The sequence below is a fragment of the Ferrimonas marina genome, from assembly GCF_900129905.1.
Taxonomy (GTDB): domain Bacteria; phylum Pseudomonadota; class Gammaproteobacteria; order Enterobacterales; family Shewanellaceae; genus Ferrimonas; species Ferrimonas marina.
The window spans coordinates 206,120-229,763 of record NZ_FQXG01000001.1 but is presented as its reverse complement, the minus strand read 5'-3'; the positions used below and the strand labels follow the sequence as shown (position 1 = coordinate 229,763).

Below are 23,644 nucleotides of genomic sequence, written 5' to 3'. Positions count from 1 at the left end.
TTCAGCGGCGTTTTTTTTAGTTCAGGGCCATCCCCAGCTCAACCCCCAGCACCATCAGCGCGATCCCAGCCAGGATCGCCGCCAGCACCTTCAGGGGTGAGCGCTCATGGGCGGGCAAGCCCAGCCACCAGCGCTTCAACCTGTCACTCATCGTCCCTTCCCTCCCTGGATGGAACAACAAGATACGGCCTTGGGCCACGGAAGTAGATCCGACCTTTGGCGCATTGACCGGGCTCAGCCCGGCCTATTCCCTCACTGCATCGCTACAATGGCAGCGTTTTGCAGCAGCGCCAGCAGGGCCTCGTTGCCCTGGCGTTGGGCCAGCGCCAACGCGCTGTGACCATCTGCATCCCGCTGGTGGGGATCCGCCCCCTGCACCAGCAGACTCTCCACCATCACCGCATTACGGCCATAGACCGCCAGGTGCAGTGGGGTGAATCGTTGCGGCCGGGTGGTGGCATTGGGGTCCGCCCCCGCCGCCACCAACGCTGAGATCAGCTGCTCGGTGTCTGCGGCAGGCAGATCGCTGCTCTGTGCCAGCACATGCAGCGCGGTAACCTGCTGTGAACCGGCCAGGTTGGGATCGGCGCCCTGCTCAAGCAACGCCAGGGCCAGATCATCCTGCTGCAGCTCTAGTGCCCGTTTCAGGGCGGTAACGTCATAGCGGCTGATGAGGTTAGGATCGGCGCCCAGCTGCAGCAGCTGCTTGGCGGTTTCCGGATAGCGGTGCTGTACCGCCAGCATCAGGGGGCTGAAGCCGTCGTGGGTCTGGGCATCCAGCGCCAGGCCTCGGCCGGCCAGCTGGGCTACCACCTCGCGGTTCTTCCAGTCGCTGCCGGCGTGGCCCAGTTCCGGGTCCAGCCCCTGTGCGGCCAGGTGCAGCAGGCTCAGATCGCGACTGCCGATCGCTGGGTTGGCGCCCCGCTGCAGTAACTGCGCGACCCAGTCCGGGCGACTGCGGCTTACCGCCAACGCCAGGGCGGTCTGGCCCTGGTAGTTTTGTTGATCCAGCGCCTGGGTCTGGCGGATCAGCTTGCTGATCAGCCCATCGTCCAGTCGGTGGGCGGCCAACGCGGCCAGCAGCGGGGTTTGGCCCAGCCGGTCCGCCGGATTGACCTGCGCCCCTTTGGCCAGCAACCGGCCGGCCAACTGGTGATGATTGTTCTCAAGAGCAAGATGGAGAGCGGTTTGGCCGCCGCGGTCCCGGGCCGAAAGCGCCACCTTGGAATCCAGCAGCCAGTTGGCCCAGCGCAGTGCCTCGGCACCGTCATTCAGCTCAGCAGCCACCATCAGAGGAGTCTGACCTTGTTGATTTGGAGCCTCCAGGGTGGCGGGGTGACGTCGAAATGTCTTGAGCAGGGGGTCGCGCTTGAGGTTATCGCTTTGACTCAGTGCCAGCACCAGTGGCACCCGGTCTTTGTGATCCGTTTGGGTCGGATCCGCCCCCTGCTTCAGCAACCAGTCCAGCGACGCGGCCTGCTGCGCCTGCACCGTCCGATGCAGCCAGCTGGCGCCATGTAAGTCGGTGCTGTCCAGCTGCAGCCCCTCAGTGCGAAGCACTTCAAGGGCATCAATATCCCCTGCCAGCAGGGCCGTTAACGCGGCCTGGTGGCGCGGCTCATCCTGCGCCCGTCGCTGGGCAAACCAGCTCTGGATCCGAGCATCCCTGTGGGCCAGCCCCAACGCCATCGTGCCATGAGGGGCCACGCCGGCATAAGGATCGGCGCCGTTTTGCAGCAGCGGGATCACCAGCTCAACCTGGGACTGCAGCGCCAGGGCCAGCGGGGTGCGCCCGGCGGCATCGGCACGGTCCAGGTTATGGCTGGTCGCCATCAGCAACTGCAGCGCCTCAGCGTTGCCCTGCTGCACCGCCAGGTGCAGGCCGGTCTCACCGGCCGCATTGAGCACCTCACTGCCGCTCAGCTCCGAGGCCTGGATCGCCACCAAATCGCCCTGGGTTACCGCCATGGCCAGTCGTTGCTGCTCGGCATTGCCGCAGCCTGTCAGCCCGAAAGAGAGCGCGGCTGCCAGCCACCACGTTTTCGCCATCCTCTGTTCCTACGTCATTCATCTGGAGTCCCTGCGATAAGGCGACCAAAACAGTTCAGGAACTGAGCAGGCCCCCTTCTCTTGGCGATAACTCATTGATAGGCTGAAGATATTCGACAAAGTCATCCTCACCTGCCCGGAGACGGACACCATGCCAAACGCCCCTAGACTGCCGCTGTTGACCACGGCACGACTGCGCCTCGAGATAGGCCAGGCGCAACATGCGGCTAGGATGCGGGATTACCTGGAGCGCAACCGGGAACACCTGGCCCCCTGGGAGCCGCTACGTCCCCAGGGGTTCGATAGCCTGGCGGGGTGCCAAGCCCGGCTGGAGCAGGCCACTTTGGCCTTTGAGCAGGGACGGGCCCTGCGCTGGGTGGTGCTCACCCCGGACCGACAACGACTGATTGGGGTGTGTAACTTCGACAACCTGATCCGTGGCCCCTTTCAGGCCTGTCACCTCGGCTATGCCCTGGATCAGCAATGCCAGGGAAAAGGACTGATGAGCGAGGCCCTGCAAGCCGCCCTCGCCTACGCCTTCGAGCAACAAGGACTGAACCGGGTGATGGCCAATTACCTGCCGGAGAACCAGCGCAGTGCCGCGCTGTTGCGGCGATTGGGCTTTGAAAGGGAGGGCTACGCCCGGCGCTACCTCAAGATCAACGGCCAGTGGCGAGACCATATCCTCACCGCCAAGTTGGCTCCTGAGAGTTGAGCAAGTGATTCGCTCTCATGCGGTACAGAACGCTATGGCGCTAATGGGAGTCTTACGTCTCGAGGCTCCCTTTCACCCCCAGACTTCTCTGTTTCACCAGAAGAACACTGGTTAGAACGCGGTAACTCGTTGATTCAACGCGTTTCGCTTGCTAGCTTGGTCAAAGTTTTACCGCTCATACAGAGACTTAACCGGGTGACGGGGAAAGTGGAAATTCCACATAATTAACTGTTAGGCATACCTATGGAATTCCCATTAGTTGTTACCCATAAAGATATCGTGCTCAAGCTCTATAACTGGATGGATTACCCAAGGGGAAGACCTGCTCGAAATGTTGAAGCATTCGACAGCAACGGTGAGCTAATTTGGGTAATTGAAGATATTGGAGGAGGCGATACGGATTGCTACACTCACATATCATCTACTAATGGCAAACTCCATGTCTTCAATTTTATGTGCTACGACTGCATCATAGATGAGAAGAGTGGAAAGGTTTTATCTAAAACATTTACTAAGTAGGGCCGGTGTGTTGCCTAACAAGCCAAGGCAATTTGCCCCTTCGGGGCGGGACCTCCTTACAGTCGGCCCTTGCTTGGGGCGTTAACTGTACAGACACATGAATAAATCACATGAAGCAAGACACTTACTGAATCAGCGAGAGAAGGGTGTAAGTATCGCCAGTGGCTTTGCTTCTATGAAGCGACGAATGATGCTTCGCCTGTTTCTAGTTGTAGCCTGCGCTGCGTTTTTCTATTTCTCGGGCGGCAAGCCCATCTTTGTCCTTTTGATAGGGATTTATCTGGGTATGACTATCCAGGACTATAGCTGGCTACAGTCTGCTTCAAAGTCCTGGGGCTTTATGAAGACAGTGTTGAACTGGATAGAGGTTGAGCGCATTGCAAATAGCGACAGTTAACAGGCCCAATCAGAAATGCGCACTGCGTGCGCGGGATCTCGCTACGCTCGGCCCCTGTTGGGGGCGTTACGATGCCATCAGGAGACAGTAGTGCAACTATCAAGGTTATTGCTGTTACTAACTCTTTATGTACCTTTGTCGAACTCGGCTGAAGTAAATGTGTTTGCTAATTCAATCGAGATTCCAGATAACTGTAAGTTGGTTGTTCGGGCCTCAGATGATTTTAGCTATAGTTGTCCTACGAATGATTACACTAGAAATACTGTAGGTTTCCACACAAAGTCAGATAATAAAGTAGGCATTAGTAACGTTATCAGTTCTCAATCATCTGATAGTGATGGCAACATGGAATACTTGAGACACGAAGAAAGGGTAATAGATAAATTTGCTCATAATGTTGTCGTGTTGAGCTTGGCTGGACATGAGGTGAGTTTGTATTCCGTATGTAACGATGAGCTATGCCTTTCCGTAATGTCCTCAGATAAGCATTTCATTACCAATATAGTTGAGCAACTATCGGAAGAGTTGATTGGTTGGTGATTAAGCATCGTAACAAGAGTAATCAGAATGCTCGTTTCACTCGCCGGGCCGGCCCGATGTTACTGGCGTTAGCTGCCTTAAGGAAGCCATGTACGGTCAAACTAGAAAAGATTTGATTCAGATGATTGAGCTGCTTGAAGAAGACGATACTCGATGGTCACAGTTCTTTCAAAGAGCCTTGGTCGCCTTTGATAACGGCGAATACCGTCGCTGTGCCGAAATCATACTTTCAGGTAGCGGCGGCATGGGTAGTCTTAATGATCTGGTTCTAGGTCAAACTACAGATCAACATGGCAAGTTCCAATGGAAGCTAAACCACGAAGAAATAAACAGTAAATATCAAGAGCTGCTGTCTTCACTGTATGCATTCTCCCGAGGTATACGGCGTGCAGCTAACAAGCAAAGGCAGCATCGCCCTTCGGGCTGGACGCGCTAACGTGCGACGCTGCTTTAGGCGTTATAGATATCAAAGGATATACGGTGAGCATAAAATCAATTTTTGCATCATTGTCTTCGCTAGTGACTGGATTTCTACTTTGTTTGATATTGATATATGTGCCTAGAATGCCTGAGGTAAAGTACTCCAAACCAGAAAGAATAGAATATTCAACCTAAGATACCTGTTTCTATTTAAGAAGCCATGTGATTTCGAAATAGAAAGTGTCAATGGTGAAAACGTTCATTATTACGATACGATTCTACCCCTGGGCGGGGTTGAGGAATATATAGGTGCATTAGGCTACTCTGGTCTAGCAGATGAAAGATATCATCACTTTATGGATCAAATAACTGACGATGGTACGCATAAGTGCGGAGGTGGATACCTAAGAACATTTGACATAAATGGTGACTTCCCAAGTGATTTCAAGTCCCTGTTGAGAGACAAAGATAACGTCGCTCTATATTATAGAGACGGCTATGTCGGAGTTAAGTGGACAGAGTAGCTCGTCAGGAGAATAAACAACGGGCCGGGCCCTTCGGAGAGAAGCATGGAGCAGGTGCGGTCCAGCTCAAGTCCAAACACTGGCCATCGCCAGCAACCCCGTTGGAGCTATAAGTGATTGTTTATAAATACGTACTGCACTAGGTTAAGCCACAAGCACTGACGGCAGATGCCTTCCTAATCGGATCCGGGAGCTTTGATGGTCGAGTTATACCTAGAGCATGAATACGGCGTTGCTGTATTTCAATTGGTCTGTGCCATGTTGGGCATGGGAGCCACTCTGACCCTGGCCGACTTCGGCCGTCTGCTGCAACAACCCAAGGCCGTCGGCGTGGGCCTGGCTTTGCAACTTTTGATGGTCCCACTGTTAACCTTCGCTTTTATCTGGGGCCTCTCCCCCAGCGCCGGGGTGGCCATCGGCATCGCCGTGATCGCCGCCATCCCCGGCGGTACCACCTCTAACATCTTCACTCTGTTGGCTCGCGGCAACATCGCCCTGTCCATTGCCATTACGGTGATCACTACCCTGATCTGCCTGGCCACCACGCCTCTGGTGCTGCAGTGGCTGGCAGCCAGTCATATGCCCTTGGCCTTCACCATGCCCACGGCGCAGATCATGCGGGAGATCCTGCTGACCCTGTTGCTGCCCCTGGCGCTGGGCATGGCCTGTTTCCACTTCTTTCCCAAGATCGCCCCGGGCCTTTCCCGCTGGTCGATCCGCGCCTCGCTATTGGGCCTGGCGGCGATCGTACTGGGCTCCGCCCTGGCCGGCCGCCTGGACATCAACGCCTTCGGAATGGCCAATGTCGGTCTGGTGGTGCTGTATACCTTGCTGCTCTGGGCAATGGCGGCGGTAATCACTCTCCTCCTGCGTCTTCCTCAGGCCGATGGCACCGCCATTCAGCTAGAGGTGCTGGTGCGCAACATCAACTTGGGTATCCTGCTAAAGACCCTGCTGTTTCCCGCCAGCCTGGCCAGCATGTTGGGGGATCAGGTGCTGTTTACCCTGCTACTGTTTGGGGCCCTACAGATGCTGGGAGCGGCCGTGGTGATCGTCTGGCAACGGCAGCGTCATCCGGCAACGACGGCCGAACGCTCCTGAGCGGTCGAGTCCTCTACCAGTTAGTGACCCGGTTCGTTTGCGGGCCTCGGGGAGGGGGGAAGGGAGAAACCCAAGGCTTGCAGAGCCGTCAGCCTTAGCTAGCCTTTAGAGCAGGATGGGGCAGCAAGGTCGCCGCCCCCATACATGGATTCACGGATGAAGCCTTGGTTGTTTACTCTCTTGCCGGGATTGGTCTTGGCAGGTCTGGTGGGGTTAAGCCTCAAACCCCACCCTACGGAGCCCCTACCCTTGCCCGACCGGGCACTAACCACCACGCAGTCCCTGGCCGATAAGGCCAAGGGCCTATCTGCCGCGCTTTGGGCAGCACAGAGTGAAACCGATCGGATGTGGCGTCAGCGCCGCCCCCTGCCCCTGGTCTCCCCGCTTCACTGGCAGCTAGGCTTTCCCCGCTTGCTGCCTCTGCCGACAACCGGGCTGGACAGTATGAGTCAACTGCAGCCGGGGGATATTGTGCTCGCCGTGGCCGGTCAGCCGCATTACCTACCCAGGCCCGCCCGATCTCTGCCTCGCAGTAACGCACTGGCAATGGATATTCAGATCCTGCGTCGCGGCCAGGTGCTCCGCTTGGTGATGCCGACGCCCCCTGCCCTTACCGAGCCGCCTGGGATTCCAGCACCAGGGTCCCTAAATCGTTGAGCACCACATCCGCGTGCAAGAAGCCGGTGCTGTAGATATTGCGCACTTGCCGCTGCGGGTCAATCAGGTAGACCCGCAGCAGGTGCGACAACATGCCAGTGGGGTTGCCCTGCTGGTCATACTCCGCCAGCACCCACTGGTTGTAGTCTTCGAGGATCGGGGCCAGCTGCTCCGCTCCGGAGGTGGTGGCAAACAGCCATTGTGGTGCCCCTGGCCGGTTAAAGCGTTGGCCATACGCTGCCATGGTGGCTGGGCTGTCGAACTGGGGATCAAAGCTTAGGGTGATCAGGCGCACCTGTGCTGCCAACTCTGGCTGTTGTGCCAGCTTCAGTTGCAGCCGCGACAGCACAAAGCTGGCCAGGGGGCAGGCGTTGGGATCCGGACAGCGGGTGTAGATAAAGCTCAGCACCACGTAGTGGCCCTGGTAGAGCGAGAACAGCTGCGCCGGCTCGCCAGTGCTGAGTAGCACCTCGCCATCCTTTGCCCCATGGATGGGGGGTAAGCGGTAGCTGCCCGCCGCAGGCAAGGTGTAGCCCAGTCCCTGGTAGGCGGGCGCATCTGCCGGAAGTTCCCGGTGCTGGGCGTGGGGATCCTCCTCAGCCCCAAGCCTCAGCGGCAGCAGGCAAAGCGCTAATACAGTCGCGATCGCAGCCGCAGTCACAATCACAGTCGCAATCGCCTTCGCAAACGCCAATGCTCGATTCATCTGCTTATCAACTCAATGACTCAGCGACTCACTGTCGGGCTGCCAGATGGCGAATCGGGGCGCTGGCCATAAAGTGCAAAAGCCCCCATTCGCATCTGGTGCGGACTGCCCAGCTCCGCCTGGTGGAAGTCCAGTGAGAAGGTCTGCTCCAGCGCCTTACCATCCCAGCGGTAGCCTTTGACGTACTGCAGATCTTCCCCTTCGGTCTTGTCCCAGTTGGCCAGCAGCGACGACGAGTAATAGAGCCGTTCACCGTCCCAGCTTTGCGACACCATATTCACCTGGCCGCCGATCTTTTCGCTCAGTACCTGCTTGGGGGCAAAGGGATCGGAGATGTCGAACAATCGGGTGAGGCCATCGTTCCATGTGTTGACCCATAGGTGGTTGTCATCGGCGCTGATGGAGATATCCACCGGCAGCGGGATCTTGCTGGCATCGCCAATGTCCGCCACCGCCTGGGCCTGCCACTTGCCATCCTGCTCATAGATAAGCCACAGCTTGGAGGTCAGCGCCGTGGTGGTGAAGCAGTAGTTGTTCTGGGCGCCCCAGGCACAGCGCAGCTCCAACGGCGCACCGGGCACATCCAGGATGGTCTTGGGTTGCCGAGTGTGCAGATCCCACACCACCACGGTGTTGCCAAACTGCTTCATCGCCTCCGGATCGGCCATCATCTTGCCCAACCCCATCATGTAGTTGTTCCAGCCGGTAAAGGAGGAGGTGAACATGGCGTTGCGCCGGGGCAGCACCCGCACATCGTAGCCATAGCCATCAGCAAATTGCCCGGTCTTGTTGGCGCCGTTGAGGGCACCCTCTTTGGGCATCCAGTGGGTGGCAACGTAGTCTCCCTGGTTGCTGTACTCCACCATGCCAGTCTGGCCGCCATGATCGCGGTCGTTGGACAGACCGGTGAGCATCATCCGCCCCGGCAGGGCATAGTTGGTGTGGGGGCCAACCACCCCGCCAGACGCCTTAACGAAATCCTCGATCACCTTGTGCAGACGGGGCTTGGCCGGATCGCTATGGACATCGAAGATAAAGATCTTGGAGCTGTCCAGGCCACTGGCCCAGAGATAGCGTCTGTCGTCGGTAAAGCCGCTGTGGTGGGCCTCGTTCCGCCCGCCCACCGAGACCTGATGGATCACCTGACCAAAGCGGTCAGAGTCGGGATTCACATCCACCGTGACCAGCTTGTCCTCACCGTCGCCAATCCCCTCTACCCCCAGGGTCCAGACGTAGAGCACATCCTCCTGACCGACGATCTTGGCCATGTAGGGGGACATGCAGGTTTCATCGGCCATGGCCGGTGCCATCAGCGCGGCACCGAGCAGCAGCCCTCGTTGAACATTAACCATGTTGAACGCTCCCGTGGCTTGCATCAGGGCCAGTATAGTTGGCCCCTCTGCGGGGCTACACTTTGGCCATGAACGCACCACTATGGGCCTGGCAGCTGTTGGTGACGCTGCCGCTCCTTACCTTGGCCCCACTCACGCCACCGACCACGTCGGCCAGCACTATTAACGCTGCGGCGGATCCGCTCCGGATTGAGCTCGGTCGTCTGCTTTTTCTGGATCGTCGCCTGTCAGTCAACGGCACCCTCTCCTGCGCCAACTGCCATGTCCCCGCCATGGGCTTTACCCACCACCAGATGGAGACTGCGGTGGGCGTTGCCGGACGCGCTGGTCGGCGCAATGCCCCCACCCTGCTCAACGTGGGCTCGTTGCCAGCGCTGTTCTGGGATGGGCGGGAGGAGGACTTGGAAGCGCAGATCTGGGGGCCGCTGCTGGATCCCAACGAGATGGCCAACCCCAGTCGAGAAGCGGTGGTTGACCGTCTGGCCGCACTGCCCGAGTATCAAGCCCGCTTTGAAGAGGCCTTTGCCGGCCCGGTCACCGCCCAGAGGCTGGGCGAGGCGCTGGCAGCCTATCAGCGCAGCCTGGTGGCGATGGACAGCCCCTGGCAGCGCTGGATGAATGGCGAGGTGGACGCGCTCTCCGACGAAGCCCGCCAGGGCCTGGTGCTGTTTGGTGGCAAGGCCGGTTGCTACGCCTGCCACCCGCTGCAATCCGCTGACGGGTTGATGACGGATCATCACTACCACCGCACCGGCGCCGGCGCGCCCCAGCGAGACCAACGCCCGGTACAGTTTCCTGATGGCAGCCAGACCCAACTGGGGGCACTGGTCAACGTCGGCGGTGCTGCCCGAGCAGATTTGGGTCGGGCCGAGGTGACCGGCGAGCCAGCCGATCAGGGTAAGTTTCGCACCCCGGGGCTGCGCAACGTGGCACTGACCCCGCCTTACATGCACGACGGCTCGCTGCCGACCCTGGCGGCGGTGGTGGCCTTCTATAACGCAGGGGGTGGGCCGGTGGCGGACAAGAACCCCCGGGTGATGCCGCTGCACCTCAGTGCCGAGGAGCAGCGCCAGCTGGTGGCCTTTCTGCAGGCGCTGACCGGGCGCGAGGCCCAGCGCTGGGTCCAGCAGGCCGAAGACACGACGGTGGGTAATCCTGGCGACTGACGGCCAGGTGAAACGGCACAAAAAACGCCGCCCAAGGGCGGCGTTTTGTTAGTTGGCTTGCCCGATTAGGCGCGCAGGGAGCGCTCCCCTCGGGCCACCCCGACCACGCCGCTTCGAGCCACCTCGATGATCTCAGTGACCTCCGCCAGCGCTGACAGGAAGCTATCGAGCTTGTCGCTGGTGCCGGACAATTGCACCGTGTACTGGCTGCCAGTAACGTCCACCACCTGGCCACGGAATATGTCGGCCATCCGCTTCACCTCGGCCCGCACCGCGCCCTGGGCCCGTGCCTTTACCAGCATCAGTTCCCGCTCGATGTGGCTGGCTTCGGACAGGTTGTTAACCTTGAGCACGTCGATCAACTTATGCAGCTGCTTCTCCACCTGCTCGCAGGTGGCCTGATCAGTCACCGAGGTGGTGATGGTCAGACGGGAAAGGGTGGGATCGTCGGTGGGTGCCACGGTCAACGACTCGATGTTGTAGCCGCGCTGGGCGAACAGACCCACCACCCGGGACAGCGCCCCGGACTCGTTTTCCAACAAGATAGAGAGAATGTTTCTTTGCATGGTCAGGTCCGCTCCGTCTTGCTCAACCACATCTCACCCATGGAACCGCCCCGCACCAGCATGGGGTAGACGTGTTCCGTTTCATCCACGTTGATGTCGACAAACACCAGCCGGTCCTCCATCGCCAGGGCCTTGGAAAGCCCCGCCTCCAGATCGTCCGGGTGTTCAATGCGGATCCCCACATGGCCATAGGCCTCGGCAATGGCGGCAAAGTCCGGTACCGAGTCCATGTAGGAGTGGCTGTGGCGGCCCTGGTAGATCATGTCCTGCCACTGCTTCACCATGCCGAGGAAGCGGTTGTTGAGGTTGATGATCTTCACCGGGATATCGTACTGCAGTGCGGTAGAGAGCTCCTGGATGTTCATCTGGATGCTGCCATCACCGGTGACACAGACCACCTGGGCCTCAGGCAGGGCAAACTTGACCCCCATGGCGGCAGGCAGACCAAAGCCCATGGTGCCGAGGCCACCGGAGTTGATCCAGCGCCGCGGCTTATCGAATGGGTAGTAGAGCGCGGCGAACATCTGGTGCTGGCCCACGTCGGAGGACACATAGGCATCGCCATTGGTCAGGCGATGCAGCACCTCAATCACCTGCTGCGGTTTGATCTTGTCCGCTTGCTCTTCGTAAGCCAGGCAGTGGCGCGAGCGCCAGCCACCGATGTCATCCCACCAGGCCGCCAATGGGTTGTCGGGCTGATCCGACTCCTTGGCCTCCAGCATCGCCAGCATGCTGTCGAGCACCAGCTCGGCGGACCCCACGATGGGGATGTCGGCATTGACCGTTTTGGAGATGGAGGAGGGATCGATGTCGATGTGCAGGATGGTGGCATCGGGGCAGTACTTGGCCAGGTTGTTGGTGGTGCGGTCATCAAAGCGCACGCCGACACCAAAGATCAGATCCGCGTTATGCATCGCCATGTTGGCTTCGTAGGTGCCGTGCATCCCCAGCATCCCCAGGGATTGGCGATGGCTACCGGGAAAGGCACCCAGCCCCATCAGGGTCGAGACCACCGGCAGATCCAGCTGCTCCGCCAGGCTGCGCAACTGGGTTTCCGCCCCGGCGGTGATCGCCCCGCCGCCCACGTATAACACCGGCTTCTTCGCCGCCATCAGCGCCTGCAGGCCGCGCTTGATCTGGCCCTTGTGGCCCTGCTGGGTCGGGTTGTAGGAGCGCAGCTTAATCGCTTCCGGGTAGTGGTAGGGAAAGGTGATGGCGGGGTTGAGGCGATCCTTGGGCAGGTCGACCACCACCGGCCCCGGTCGGCCACTGGCGGCAAGGTAAAAGGCCTTTTTGATGATCTCGGGGATATCTTCGGTGTTCTGCACCAGGAAGCTGTGCTTCACCACCGGGCGGGAGATCCCCACCATGTCGCACTCCTGGAAGGCATCGTTGCCGATCAGGTTGGACATCACCTGGCCAGACAGCACCACCAGCGGCACCGAATCGTAGTAGGCGGTGGCGATCCCGGTGATGGCATTGGTGGCACCGGGGCCAGAGGTGACCAGCACCACCCCGACGTCACCCGTGGCCCGGGCATAGCCATCGGCCATGTGCACGGCGGCCTGCTCATGGCGCACCAGCACGTGCTCTATGTGGCTTTTTTCATGCAGGGCATCGTAGATATCGAGAACGGAGCCACCAGGGTAGCCGAAGATGTGTTTCACGCCTTGATCGATCAGCGACCGGACGATCATGTCCGCGCCGGATAACTGTTCCATGTAGCCTCCAAAGCCAACGTGATTAGGGCTTATTCGTAGCCTAAAGAGTTAAGAGGTCGGTGCGCATGGGCCTGTTCAGCGCGGCGGTAACCGGGTCACAACCTATGCACGCAGTCAACACTAACGCGAAACATTAGTTTTCGCCAGTGAAAGATTTTGTACACAAAGGTGTACATTTCAACTCGGTATTGGTAGGAACTTCTTCAACAACCGTGGCTTACTGCTTTCACCACCGGGTAACGTCCGGGCCCTAATGCAGTGCCCGGCCACAGCCCAAAAGGGTGCGTTGTGGTTGCTCCAGTCGGATCTTGGTCTCAAACGGCTCCCCGCTCATGCTGTCGGCACATGGTCCGGGGCTCAGCTCCAGCCACCAGGTCTCGCCCTGTTGCTGCAACTGGTAGCGGGTGCGATCCGCAAGCTGGGTCCGTTCCACCAGCACCAACGGCACTGGCGTTCGTTCGTAGCCTTGCCAGAAGCGCACCTGGTCGGGGTAGATCTCCAGGATCCAGGGCGGCTCCTGGCCCAGGCCCCGAAAATCGGCGCCACTGAGCTTGGCCTGCTCCCATTGCGCCTTGGCGCGGTTGTTTCGGCAATCACTGGGATCCCCCAACGCCCCTTCCAGTCGCCCCTCCTCGCCTTTCAGCCACAGTGTCACCCCCTCGCCCTGGTAACGGCTGCCGGAGGCACTGACCACCTGGTTCAATGCCAGGGTTTGCTCTGGCAGGAACAGCCAGGCCTGCTCGCCCTTCAAATCCACCACAAAGCTGTGCTGGGCACACTCCATCACCAGGGTGGTATGAGGTTCAATGGCGTCGCTTGTAGCGGCAACCGGGTTGGCGGTGGTCTCGGTTGGAGACTCGGCGCAGCCGCCAACCAGTCCCAAGATCAGGCTGAATGGAATAACCCACTGTTTCATATGACACCTTTTGCAGGATATGTGAGCTCAATCACGGCCAGAAGCACGCGGTGGCTTGCACAAGGTTAGTCCGCTGGCGATCCTTGCGCTCGTTCTATATTTGCATGGATTTCAAGAGGTCGTCATGATCCAAACCCTCCAAACCGCGCTGGAACAGCGCTACTCCACCAAGGTCTTCAATCCCCAGGGCAATGCCCAGGAGGAGAAGATCCAGGCCCTGCTCGATACCCTGTGCCTGGCGCCTACCTCCATCAACAGTCAGCCCTGGCACCTCTACCTGGTAACCGACGCTGAGCAGAAAGCCAAGATGGCGAAGGCCGCTTGGGAAGCCAATGCACCCAAGTTCAACGACGGCTCTCACCTGTTCCTGTTCTGTGCCAAAACCCAGTTTGGTGAAGCCGAGGTGCGTGAGATTGAGGCCCTGGTGGCCCAGGTTCGGGGTACCGAGGTCAATGAGCAGCGTGTTGCCATGATGACCAACTACGTCAACACCATGACCGAAGAACAGCGACTGGAGTGGATGAAGCGCCAGGTTTACCTGGTGTTTGGCCAGTTCCTGCTCTCCTGCGCCCTGCTGGATCTGGACAGCTGCCCGGTGGAGGGCTTCCTGCCGGAGCAGATGGATCAGGTACTGGATCTCAAGGCCAAGGGACTGACCTCGGTAGTGGCCGCCGTGGTGGGCCAACGCAGCGAAGAGGACTTCAACAGCCTGGACAAGGCCTCCAAGGTGCGCTTCGGCCAGGACGCGATGATCACCCGCATCGTCTAAGCCGTTCGGCGGGCAGTCGCGATGGCCGCCCGCCTACTCCTCCGGGAACTGTTCCGCCCACTGGCGGAACTGGGCGGATTTAAGAAAGGCCTGACCCTGGTTGGGATAGAGCTGGGTCAGCATCTGCTTGTTGATCGGCACATCAAACTCCTGCACCAGCTTATCCAGCCCCGCCAGCGCTTGGCTGTGATCGCCATTGACGATCCCCAGCTGCATCTGCAACCAATAGGTGGGGAAGAAGCTGGGCTCTGCCGTCAAAGCACTGCGGGAAAACTGCTCCGCCCGGGCCACCTCGTTACGTTCCAGCGCGCGGATCCCCATCTCCGTCTGCAGCGCCACATCTTGCTGCAAGTCCGGGTCCAACTGGGCGTAGCGACCGTCACACCGTTCCTCATCCTGCTGCAGACAGAAGGTAGCCTCCAGTAAGGCGTAGTCGGACTGAAGCAGGGTTTCTCGCAAGGTTTCGGGCATGCGCCAGTACCAATAAGCCCCCTCGCTCATCAACGCCCGCAACAACAGATCCCGCACCAGGACATTGTCCTGCATCTCAGCCGAGAGCTGGGCGTACACCGACACCATCTCGTCGCTGGTCAGCTCGCCACGGTTGTAGGGTGCCAACAGGGAGAAGAAGTGGGCGAACTCCTCGTCCCCCACGGTGTGCTTAATCAGCATGCGCTGATACAGCTGGGCCATCAGCGCCACCTGACTGAGCTGGAACAGGCGGTTGCCCATGTCAGTGATGACCAGCGGCGTGCCCGGCTCGGTATCGAAATAGAAATACTCCACGCTGAAATCTTCGTGCACCAGTCGGTACTCCAGCCGCACCGCCTCCTGCTGCCCCAGGGCATGTGCGCCGCGATAGTGCCACTCGCCCTCTTGACCGTGCAGCACCAGATCCGCTACCCACTCATGGGTCAGCTCCTGCCAGGCGGGATCATCCTGCAGCAGCGGCTCGATGTCCGCCAACGGATGGGTCGGCTGAAACAGGGTTAGTAGGGTCGCCTCATCGTCCAGATTAAGAGCCCGGGTGAGCGGTGCGTGACGGGAAAGCGTCAGCTCCTGCTCGGACAGGGTGACCATGGTATTTTGTTGGGGCAGGCTTGAGCATCCAGCTAACAGCAAGGTGAAGAATATCCAGCGCATAGGCTCGCGGTATCCCAAATTGAGGTGTTCTTTGACCCTAGGCATTGGCCTGAGATCTGTCCAATGGTCGGATCCTGATCAAACACCATCCAGCGCCTTATCCGACAGATGACAACACCGCCGGGGTGGGCGACAATAGCCACTTTCCCCATTTGAAACGCGCTCTATGTCCACCCTTGCCGACAAACCCGACTACTCCCTGTACGCCAACGCCTTTGGCTTCCTGCGCACGCCGCTGCAGTTTGCCCCCCACGACAGCGATGCTGATCTTGTGATCACCGGCGTCCCGTTCGACCTGGCAACCACCGGTCGGCCTGGCGCCCGTCAAGGCCCGGAGGCCCTGCGCAAGGCGTCGGTCAACCTGGCCTGGGAGGATCGCCGCTACCCGTGGGACTTTGTCCTCAAAGAGCGGTTGAAGATGGTGGACTGCGGCGATCTGGTGTTTGACTGCGGCGATGCCGAGCAGATGATGCAGGGCCTGACCGACCACGCCGACCGGCTGCTTGGTCTGGGTAAGACCTTGCTGACCTTCGGCGGCGATCATTTTGTCACCCTGCCGCTGCTGCGGGCTCATGCCAAGCACTTCGGTCCGATGGCGCTGGTGCACTTTGATGCCCACACCGACACCTACAGTGCCGGCAGTCGCTTCGACCATGGCACCATGTTCTATCACGCCCCCAAGGAGGGATTGATCGATCCGGCCCACTCGATCCAGCTGGGGATCCGCACCGATTACGACCGCAGCAACCACCCGTTTGAGGTGGTCCACGCTGATCAGGCCAACGATCTGGGCGCCGACCAGATTGTCGAGCAGATCCGCCAGCGGGTGGGTGACCTGCCGGTCTACCTGACCTTCGACATCGATTGCCTGGACCCGGCCTTTGCTCCGGGCACCGGTACCCCGGTGTGCGGTGGGCTCAGCACCGACAAGGCACTGAAGATCTTGCGTGGCCTGGCCGGAATGAACATCGTCGGCATGGACCTGGTGGAGGTGGCACCGGCCTACGACCATGCCGACGTTACTGCCTTGGCCGGGGCGACCCTGGCCACCGAGATGCTGCACCTGCAGGCAGTGCGTCGGGGCTAATCCCGAAACGCCGACAACAAAAAACGGAGCCCTTGGGCTCCGTTTTGCTTTCTCTACAGGGCCGCTTAGGCTTCCTGCTCGCCCTTGTTGCGGGCCGCCGCTTCTTTCACCAGGGACTGCAGCTCACCCTTCTGGAACATCTCCATCATGATGTCACAGCCACCGACCAGCTCGCCTTCAACCCACAGCTGGGGGAAGGTCGGCCAGTTGGCGTAAGCCGGCAGCTCGGCGCGGATGTCCGGGTTTTGCAGGATGTCTACGTAAGCGAATTGCTCACCACACTGCATCATCGCCTGGGCCGCCTGAGCGGAGAAGCCGCAGCTGGGCAGCTTGGGGGAGCCTTTCATGTACAGGATGATGGCGTTCTGCTCAATCTGGCTCTTAATCTTCTCGATGGTTTCCATTGACTCACAATTCTCTGTTTATGCGGTTAATGCCATTTTATGCCATTTGACTGCTCCCACAAAACGCCATTTTTTGTGCGGGTAAAATTTTCGCCAATCAAGCGCATCCGGGGATCTAAGTTGATGCGCCTCACGTTTACGTCGGGTAAACTGAGCCACAGCACAAACTGAGTCTGATCTGTTATCGCTATCGACTGTGAGCCGAAATATCGAGGTCGAGGGCGTTAGCTGCAATTCCATTTTTTTACTATCCCACTCTGTAAAGGAGACGAGCAATGGCTTTTGAATTACCCGCCCTGCCCTACGCCAAGGATGCGCTGGAACCCCATATCTCTGCCGAGACCCTGGAGTTCCACTACGGCAAGCACCACAACACCTACGTGGTGAAACTGAACGGTCTGATCGAAGGGACTGACCTGGCCTCCAAGAGCCTGGAAGAGATCATCAAGAGCTCCGAAGGCGGGATCTTCAACAACGCTGCCCAGGTATGGAACCACACCTTCTACTGGCACTGCCTGGCCCCTAACGCCGGCGGCGACGCCAACGGTGCCATCGCCGATGCCATCAACGCAGCGTTTGGCTCCTTCGAGGCGTTCAAGACCGAGTTCACCAACTCCGCCATCAACAACTTCGGCAGTGGCTGGACCTGGCTGGTGAAGAAGGCTGACGGCTCCGTAGCCATCGTCAACACCTCCAACGCCGCCACCCCGCTGACCGACGACGTGACCCCGCTGCTGACCGTGGATGTATGGGAGCACGCCTACTACATCGATTACCGCAACGCCCGTCCGAACTACATGGAAGCGTTCTGGAACCTGGTCAACTGGGACTTCGTCAACGCCAACTTTGCTGGCTGATCCCAACCGGATTGAACAAGGGCCCCTCGGGGCCCTTTTTGTTTTTTATCGCACCATAACGGTCAGACTTACCTTTCAGGTACCCCTTCCCTCCACCAGCCCATCCACACAGGAAATACGGCCTTTGGTGAAACCGAGCGCAAGCTAAACACGTACAAGTGGGTCTAATGCAGTAGTGGACGGCTCGCTTCTTTGGTGTTCATATAGAAGTGTCAGGTACCCGGCGGATAAAACCCTCAGGTACTAAGCGGAATTTTCCTTTTTGCTTGAATCTATTAGACGTTTTCAGTCTACGCTTAGCTAGAGGGCTGATCCCGACACTGGCCGTCGTCGCAGCCATATTCGAATTAGGGGGTGGCAAGATGAGCATCTTTGAGCATTATCAACATCGTTACGAACAGACCCGTGACGAAGACTATAGCCTGCAAGATTTCTTGGAATTGTGCCGCAATGATCGCAGCGCCTACGCCACCGCGTCAGAGCGTTTGCTGATGGCCATTGGCGAGCCGGAGATGATCGATACGGCGCTGGAACCGCGCCTCTCTCGCATCTTCAGCAATCGGGTGATCGCCCGATACCCCGCCTTCTCCGAGTTCTATGGCATGGAAGAGGCGATCGAACAGATTGTTTCCTACCTCAAGCACGCCGCCCAGGGGCTGGAAGAGTCCAAGCAGATCCTCTACCTGCTGGGCCCGGTGGGCGGCGGTAAGTCCTCCCTGGCAGAAAAACTCAAGCAACTGATGTGCAAGGTGCCCATCTACGTGCTCACCGCTGACGGCAAACGCAGCCCAGTGAACGACCACCCCCTGTGTCTGTTCGACCTGGATGAAGACGGCGAGATCCTCAGCAAAGAGTACGGCGTGCCCAAGCGCTACCTGCGCAGCGTGATGTCTCCCTGGGCCGCCAAGCGGCTGCACGAGTTTGGCGGCGACATCTCCCGCTTCCGCGTGGCCAAGGTCTACCCCTCGGTGCTCGACCAGATAGCCGTGGCCAAGACCGAACCGGGCGACGAGAACAACCAGGATATCTCCTCACTGGTGGGCAAGGTGGATATCCGCCAGCTGGAGCACTTCGCCCAGGACGACGCCGACGCCTACAGCTACTCCGGTGCCCTGTGTAAGGCCAACCAGGGGGTGATGGAGTTCGTTGAGATGTTCAAGGCGCCGATCAAGGTGCTGCACCCGCTGCTGACCGCCACTCAGGAGGGCAACTACAACGGCACCGAAGGCCTGTCCGCCCTGCCCTACAGCGGCATCATCCTGGCCCACTCCAACGAATCGGAGTGGCAGAGCTTCCGCAACAACAAGAACAACGAGGCCTTCCTTGACCGGGTTTACATCGTCAAGGTGCCCTACTGCTTGCGGATCTCCGAAGAGCAGAAGATCTACGAGAAACTGCTGTCCAACTCCGAGCTGTCCCAGGCCCAGTGTGCCCCGGGCACCCTTAAGATCCTGTCCCAGTTCAGTGTGCTGTCACGGCTCAAGGATCCGGAGAACTCCTCCATCTACTCCAAGGTGCGGGTCTACGACGGCGAAACCCTCAAAGACACCGATCCCAAGGCCAAATCCCACCAGGAATACCGGGACTTTGCTGGTGTCGACGAAGGCATGAACGGCCTCTCTACCCGCTTCGCCTTCAAGATCCTGTCGCGGGTATTCAACTTTGATCACTCCGAGGTAGCGGCTAACCCGGTACACCTGTTCTACGTGCTGGAGAAGCAGATCGAGCGCGAGCAGTTCCCCACCGAGATGGCGGAGAAGTACCTGGAGCATCTCAAGGGTTACCTGATCCCCAAATACGTCGAGTTCATCGGGAAAGAGATCCAAACCGCCTACCTGGAGAGTTATTCAGAGTACGGCCAGAACATCTTTGACCGTTACGTGACCTATGCGGATTTCTGGATCCAGGACCAAGAGTACCGGGATCCGGAAACCGGCCAGCTGTTCGACCGGGCCGCGCTCAATGCCGAGCTTGAGAAGATCGAGAAGCCCGCCGGGATCAGCAATCCCAAGGATTTCCGTAACGAGATCGTCAACTTCGTCCTGCGGGCCCGGGCCAACAACAGTGGCAAGAATCCCAACTGGACCAGCTACGAGAAGCTGCGCTCGGTGATCGAGAAGAAGATGTTCTCCAACACCGAGGATCTGCTGCCGGTGATCTCCTTCAATACCAAGACCTCCGCCGACGAGCAGAAGAAGCACGACGACTTTGTCGACCGGATGATGGAGAAAGGCTACACCCGCAAGCAGGTTCGCCTGCTGTCGGAGTGGTACCTGCGGGTACGCAAATCCAGCTGATCTGCCTATGGAGGACCGGGTATGGCGCATTTTATCGACCGACGGTTAAACACCAAGGGCAAGAGCACGGTAAATCGGCAGCGCTTCTTGCGACGCTATAAGCAGCAGATCAAGAAAGCGGTGTCCGACTCCGTCACCAAACGCAGCGTGACCGATGTCAACAGCGGGGAGAAGATCAGTATCCCCGCCAAGAACATCTCCGAACCTGTGTTCCACCACGGCGCCGGCGGCGATCGCCAGCGTGTGCATCCGGGCAACGACCAGTTCACCCCCGGCGATCGCATCGAGCGGCCGCCCTCCGGGGGTGGCCAGGGCGCAGGCCAGGGCCAGGCCTCCAACTCCGGTGAGGGTCAGGACGATTTCGTCTTCGACATCTCCAAAGACGAGTACCTGGATCTGCTGTTTGACGACCTGGCGCTGCCCAACCTGGAGCGCAAGAGCCTGGACAAGATGGTCGAATTCAAGACCTTCCGGGCCGGGGTGACCACCGACGGGGTACCCGCCAACATCCACATCGTCCGCTCGCTGCGCCAGTCGCTGGCCCGTCGCACCGCCATGACCGCCGGCAAGCGTCGCCAGTTGAGCGAGTTGGAACAGCAACTGAGCCAACTGCTCGACACCCCCGGCTCCTGCGCTGACACCATTCAATCGCTGGAGCAGGAGATCGCGGCGCTGAAACGCAAGATCGACGCGGTGCCCTTTATCGACACCTTTGATCTGCGCTACAACGCCTTCGTTAAGCGGCCGGTGCCCACCTCCAAGGCGGTGATGTTCTGCCTGATGGACGTCTCCGGCTCGATGGACCAGGCCACCAAGGACATGGCCAAGCGCTTCTACATCCTGCTTTACCTGTTCCTGACCCGGACCTACAAGTCGCTGGACGTGGTGTTTATTCGCCACCACACCCAGGCCAAAGAGGTGGACGAGCACGAGTTCTTCTACAGCCAGGAGACCGGCGGCACCATCGTCTCCAGCGCCCTCAAGCTGATGCATGAGATTCAGCTGGATCGCTACCCCTCGGACGAGTGGAACATCTACGCAGCGCAGGCCTCCGACGGCGATAACTGGGCCGACGATTCGCCCCAGTGTCGCGAGCTGCTGAACAACAAGATCCTGCCGGTGTGTCGCTACTACACCTATATCGAGATCACCAACCGGGCCCACCAGACCCTGTGGCGCGAGTACGAGAGCCTGGCCGAAGTCCATCCCCACTTTGCTCTGCAACACATCCGCTCGGTAGAAGACATCTACCCGGTGTTCCGCGAACTGTTTAAGAAGCAGCACGCGGCCTGAGGGAGACGATATGCAAACAGTGCAAGCTGTGACGCCTAAGAAACTGTCGACGAGACAGCGTATAGCCTGAAGGGAGGTGACCATGAGTGAACGCAACCCCTTGCCGGACGGACCCGATTGGACCTTTCCCCTGCTGGATGCCTACCAGCAGGAGATTGCCCGCGTCGCCGAGCACTACCGGCTGGACAGCTACCCTAACCAGATTGAGATCATCACCGCCGAGCAGATGATGGATGCCTACGCCAGCGTGGGGATGCCCATCGGCTACTCCCACTGGTCATTCGGTAAGAAGTTCATCGAGACCGATCGCCACTACAAACGTGGCCAGATGGGACTGGCCTACGAGATCGTGATCAACTCCAACCCCTGCATCGCCTACCTGATGGAGGAGAACACCATCACCATGCAGGCGCTGGTGATGGCCCACGCCAGCTACGGCCACAACAGCTTCTTCAAGGGCAACTACCTGTTCAAGACCTGGACCGATGCCGATTCCATCATCGACTACCTGGTGTTTGCCAAGAACTACATCGCCCAGTGCGAGGAGCAGCAAGGCATCGACGCGGTGGAGGAGATCCTCGACTCCTGCCATGCCCTGATGAACCTGGGGGTCGATCGCTACAAGCGTCCCAGCGAGATCTCTCTGCGGGAGGAGAAACAGCGATTGAAGGAGCGGGAGGAGTACCTGCAAAGCCAGGTCAACGACCTGTGGCGCACCCTGCCCCGCCGGGAGCACGCCGAGCACGACGACGAAGAGCAGCGCTTCCCCAAGGATCCCCAGGAAAACCTGCTCTACTTCATTGAGAAAAACGCGCCGCTGCTCGAGCCCTGGCAGCGCGAACTGGTCCGCATCGTGCGCAAAATCTCCCAGTACTTCTACCCGCAAAAACAGACCCAGGTGATGAACGAGGGTTGGGCCACCTTCTGGCACTACACCATCCTCAATCACCTGTATGACGAGGGCAAACTCACCGACCGCTTCATGCTGGAGTTCCTCCATAACCACACCAACGTAGTGGCCCAGCCCCCCTACAACAGCCCCTATTACAGCGGCATCAACCCCTACGCCCTGGGCTTTGCCATGTTCCAGGATATCCGCCGCATCTGCGAGAACCCGGATGAGGAGGACAGGGAGTGGTTCCCGGACCTGGTGGACACCGACTGGCTCGACGCGGTCCACTTCGCCATGGCCAACTTCAAGGATGAGAGCTTCATCGCCCAGTACCTGTCGCCGCGGCTGATGCGCCAGTTCCGCCTGTTCGAGGTGCGCGACGACGATCGCAAGAACTACCTGGAGGTCAGCGCCATCCACGACGAGGTGGGCTACCGCGAGGTACGCACCGCCCTGGCCAAACAGTACAACCTCAGTCACCTGGAGCCCGACATCCAGATCTGGAATGTGAAGGTCCGTGGCGATCGCAGCCTGACCCTGCGCTACACCCCGCAAAACCGCACACCACTGGCGGACAGCCACGCTGAGGTGGTCAAGCACCTGCATCGGCTCTGGGGTTTCGATGTGCGACTGGAGGAGGTTCGGGACAACGGCAGCGTGGAGATCCTGTCCCGTTGCCCTGCCAGCGAGTCCAGCTAACCGCCGCCCCGGCGGGATCAAAAAAAGCGCCCTTGGGCGCTTTTTTTCGTCTCGGCCTTGAGTGAAAGCCGCTTTGGCTGATTACACCTTGGTCTCGGCGATGTCCGCCGGCATGTCGCTGCGGATCAGCTGCCAGACCCGACCGGAGTCCATACCGTACTGACGTACCAGCGGCAGCACCGCTTCAACGTCACCGGTCTGGGCCAGCTTATCCAGCTCGGCATAGTAACGCTTGGCCACATCGCGGCCTTCCGAGTGGTCGAAGTAGTAGCGGCCCACTCGGCTGTACAGGCCTTTGAAGCCGTTCAGGATCAGCGAGTAGATCGGGTTGCCGGAGGCAAATGCCAGGGAGTGGTTCAGACGGTAATCGAACTCGGCATAGGCCGCGCCCTCTTCCGGCAGATCCGCAACCTCGGCCAGCAGTTCACGCACCTTGGCCGGGTTATTGCGCACCGCGCTACGGGTGTAGATCCCGCTGATGTTGGTGCGCGCCGCCAACAGTTGGTCCATCAGTTCGGGAACCCCGTCCTGATCCAGGCGGGCGATGGTTTCCAGGATGTTAAGACCGGAGGTCTCCCAGAAATTGTTTACGCGGGTGGGCTTGCCATGCTGAATGGTCAGCCAACCGTCCCGGGCCAGACGCTGCAGCACCTCCCGCAAGGTGGTGCGGGTCACCCCGATCAGTTCAGACAACTCACGCTCCGCAGGGAGGATGGATCCCGGCGGGAACTTGTTGTTCCAAATGGACTTTACGATGTATTCCTCGGCGAAACCGGCAGGACTTTGGGCTTTAATAATCATTAGTTCGAGTAGCCTGTGAGATCTGTTATCGCGATTTGTAGTTGTCGGCTGAT

21 protein-coding genes are annotated in these 23,644 nt (G+C 59.2%); 11 read left to right on the top strand and 10 right to left on the bottom strand.

Going from position 1 to position 23,644, the window contains the following annotated elements; all coding sequences use genetic code 11:
* Window positions 1–16: 16 nt before the first annotated feature.
* Window positions 17–151: a hypothetical protein gene (locus BUC04_RS24185; protein ID WP_268762503.1), complete on the bottom strand. Its 135-nt coding sequence runs from the start codon at window positions 149–151 to the stop codon at window positions 17–19.
* 101 nt (window positions 152–252) lie between these two features.
* Window positions 253–2,049, bottom strand: a complete 1,797-nt coding sequence (locus tag BUC04_RS01055) for an ankyrin repeat domain-containing protein (protein WP_067654272.1) — start codon at window positions 2,047–2,049, stop codon at window positions 253–255.
* 151 nt (window positions 2,050–2,200) lie between these two features.
* Between BUC04_RS01055 and rimJ the strand changes: the two genes are divergently transcribed.
* The 4 genes from rimJ (at window position 2,201) to BUC04_RS01035 (ending at window position 6,265) form a co-directional block, all read left to right on the top strand.
* Window positions 2,201–2,764 (top strand): ribosomal protein S5-alanine N-acetyltransferase, encoded by a 564-nt coding sequence (gene rimJ / locus BUC04_RS01050; RefSeq protein WP_067654270.1) that lies wholly within the window; start codon window positions 2,201–2,203, stop codon window positions 2,762–2,764.
* 616 nt (window positions 2,765–3,380) lie between these two features.
* Window positions 3,381–3,680 carry a hypothetical protein gene (locus BUC04_RS01045; RefSeq protein WP_143165487.1) on the top strand — a complete coding sequence of 100 codons (300 nt, stop codon included), beginning with the start codon at window positions 3,381–3,383 and terminating at the stop codon, window positions 3,678–3,680.
* A gap of 628 nt (window positions 3,681–4,308) precedes the next feature.
* Window positions 4,309–4,656 carry a DUF6966 domain-containing protein gene (locus BUC04_RS01040; protein ID WP_067654266.1) on the top strand — a complete coding sequence of 116 codons (348 nt, stop codon included), beginning with the start codon at window positions 4,309–4,311 and terminating at the stop codon, window positions 4,654–4,656.
* 706 nt (window positions 4,657–5,362) lie between these two features.
* Complete coding sequence (locus tag BUC04_RS01035) at window positions 5,363–6,265, top strand: bile acid:sodium symporter family protein (RefSeq protein WP_067654264.1); 903 nt, start codon at window positions 5,363–5,365, stop codon at window positions 6,263–6,265.
* Between the two features lie 610 nt (window positions 6,266–6,875).
* Here BUC04_RS01035 and BUC04_RS01030 read toward each other — a convergent pair.
* The gene (locus BUC04_RS01030) at window positions 6,876–7,589 is read right to left on the bottom strand and encodes an SCO family protein (RefSeq protein WP_159437644.1); all 714 of its coding nucleotides are present in this window, start codon (window positions 7,587–7,589) and stop codon (window positions 6,876–6,878) included.
* Between the two features lie 59 nt (window positions 7,590–7,648).
* A complete protein-coding gene (gene mtoX / locus BUC04_RS01025) occupies window positions 7,649–8,980 on the bottom strand; it encodes a methanethiol oxidase (RefSeq protein ID WP_067654260.1) in 1,332 nt (443 codons plus the stop codon).
* Between the two features lie 68 nt (window positions 8,981–9,048).
* On the opposite strand from mtoX, the gene BUC04_RS01020 reads away from it, so the two are divergent.
* Entirely contained in the window at window positions 9,049–10,146 is a 1,098-nt protein-coding gene (locus tag BUC04_RS01020) for a cytochrome-c peroxidase (protein ID WP_073325501.1), read from the top strand.
* A 65-nt stretch (window positions 10,147–10,211) separates the two neighbouring features.
* Here the strand turns inward: BUC04_RS01020 and ilvN are convergent, their stop codons facing one another.
* The 3 genes from ilvN to BUC04_RS01005 form a co-directional block, all read right to left on the bottom strand.
* Complete coding sequence (ilvN, locus tag BUC04_RS01015; protein ID WP_067654256.1) at window positions 10,212–10,712, bottom strand: acetolactate synthase small subunit; 501 nt, start codon at window positions 10,710–10,712, stop codon at window positions 10,212–10,214.
* A 2-nt stretch (window positions 10,713–10,714) separates the two neighbouring features.
* A complete protein-coding gene (locus tag BUC04_RS01010; RefSeq protein WP_067654254.1) occupies window positions 10,715–12,433 on the bottom strand; it encodes an acetolactate synthase 3 large subunit in 1,719 nt (572 codons plus the stop codon).
* Window positions 12,434–12,683: 250 nt separating this feature from the next.
* The gene (locus BUC04_RS01005; protein ID WP_067654252.1) at window positions 12,684–13,349 is read right to left on the bottom strand and encodes an MliC family protein; all 666 of its coding nucleotides are present in this window, start codon (window positions 13,347–13,349) and stop codon (window positions 12,684–12,686) included.
* 124 nt (window positions 13,350–13,473) lie between these two features.
* On the opposite strand from BUC04_RS01005, the gene BUC04_RS01000 reads away from it, so the two are divergent.
* Complete coding sequence (locus BUC04_RS01000; RefSeq protein WP_067654250.1) at window positions 13,474–14,118, top strand: nitroreductase family protein; 645 nt, start codon at window positions 13,474–13,476, stop codon at window positions 14,116–14,118.
* Window positions 14,119–14,151: 33 nt separating this feature from the next.
* On the opposite strand, the gene BUC04_RS00995 is transcribed toward BUC04_RS01000, so the two are convergent.
* Entirely contained in the window at window positions 14,152–15,198 is a 1,047-nt protein-coding gene (locus tag BUC04_RS00995) for a tetratricopeptide repeat protein (RefSeq protein ID WP_143165486.1), read from the bottom strand.
* A gap of 229 nt (window positions 15,199–15,427) precedes the next feature.
* Between BUC04_RS00995 and speB the strand changes: the two genes are divergently transcribed.
* Window positions 15,428–16,348: an agmatinase gene (speB, locus tag BUC04_RS00990; protein WP_067654246.1), complete on the top strand. Its 921-nt coding sequence runs from the start codon at window positions 15,428–15,430 to the stop codon at window positions 16,346–16,348.
* Window positions 16,349–16,413: 65 nt separating this feature from the next.
* Here speB and BUC04_RS00985 read toward each other — a convergent pair whose 3' ends face one another.
* Window positions 16,414–16,752 carry a Grx4 family monothiol glutaredoxin gene (locus tag BUC04_RS00985; protein WP_067654244.1) on the bottom strand — a complete coding sequence of 113 codons (339 nt, stop codon included), beginning with the start codon at window positions 16,750–16,752 and terminating at the stop codon, window positions 16,414–16,416.
* 275 nt (window positions 16,753–17,027) lie between these two features.
* Between BUC04_RS00985 and sodB the strand changes: the two genes are divergently transcribed.
* The 4 genes from sodB (at window position 17,028) to BUC04_RS00965 (ending at window position 22,790) form a co-directional block, all read left to right on the top strand.
* Window positions 17,028–17,609, top strand: coding sequence for a superoxide dismutase [Fe] (gene sodB / locus BUC04_RS00980; protein ID WP_067654242.1), 582 nt, complete (start codon window positions 17,028–17,030; stop codon window positions 17,607–17,609).
* A 362-nt stretch (window positions 17,610–17,971) separates the two neighbouring features.
* Window positions 17,972–19,906, top strand: a complete 1,935-nt coding sequence (locus BUC04_RS00975; protein WP_067654240.1) for a PrkA family serine protein kinase — start codon at window positions 17,972–17,974, stop codon at window positions 19,904–19,906.
* 21 nt (window positions 19,907–19,927) lie between these two features.
* A complete protein-coding gene (locus BUC04_RS00970; RefSeq protein ID WP_067654238.1) occupies window positions 19,928–21,199 on the top strand; it encodes a YeaH/YhbH family protein in 1,272 nt (423 codons plus the stop codon).
* A gap of 82 nt (window positions 21,200–21,281) precedes the next feature.
* Window positions 21,282–22,790 (top strand): SpoVR family protein, encoded by a 1,509-nt coding sequence (locus BUC04_RS00965; RefSeq protein WP_067654236.1) that lies wholly within the window; start codon window positions 21,282–21,284, stop codon window positions 22,788–22,790.
* Window positions 22,791–22,871: 81 nt separating this feature from the next.
* On the opposite strand, the gene fadR is transcribed toward BUC04_RS00965, so the two are convergent.
* On the bottom strand, window positions 22,872–23,591 hold the full coding sequence (gene fadR, locus BUC04_RS00960) for a fatty acid metabolism transcriptional regulator FadR (RefSeq protein ID WP_067654234.1): 720 nt from the start codon (window positions 23,589–23,591) through the stop codon (window positions 22,872–22,874).
* Window positions 23,592–23,644: the final 53 nt, after the last annotated feature.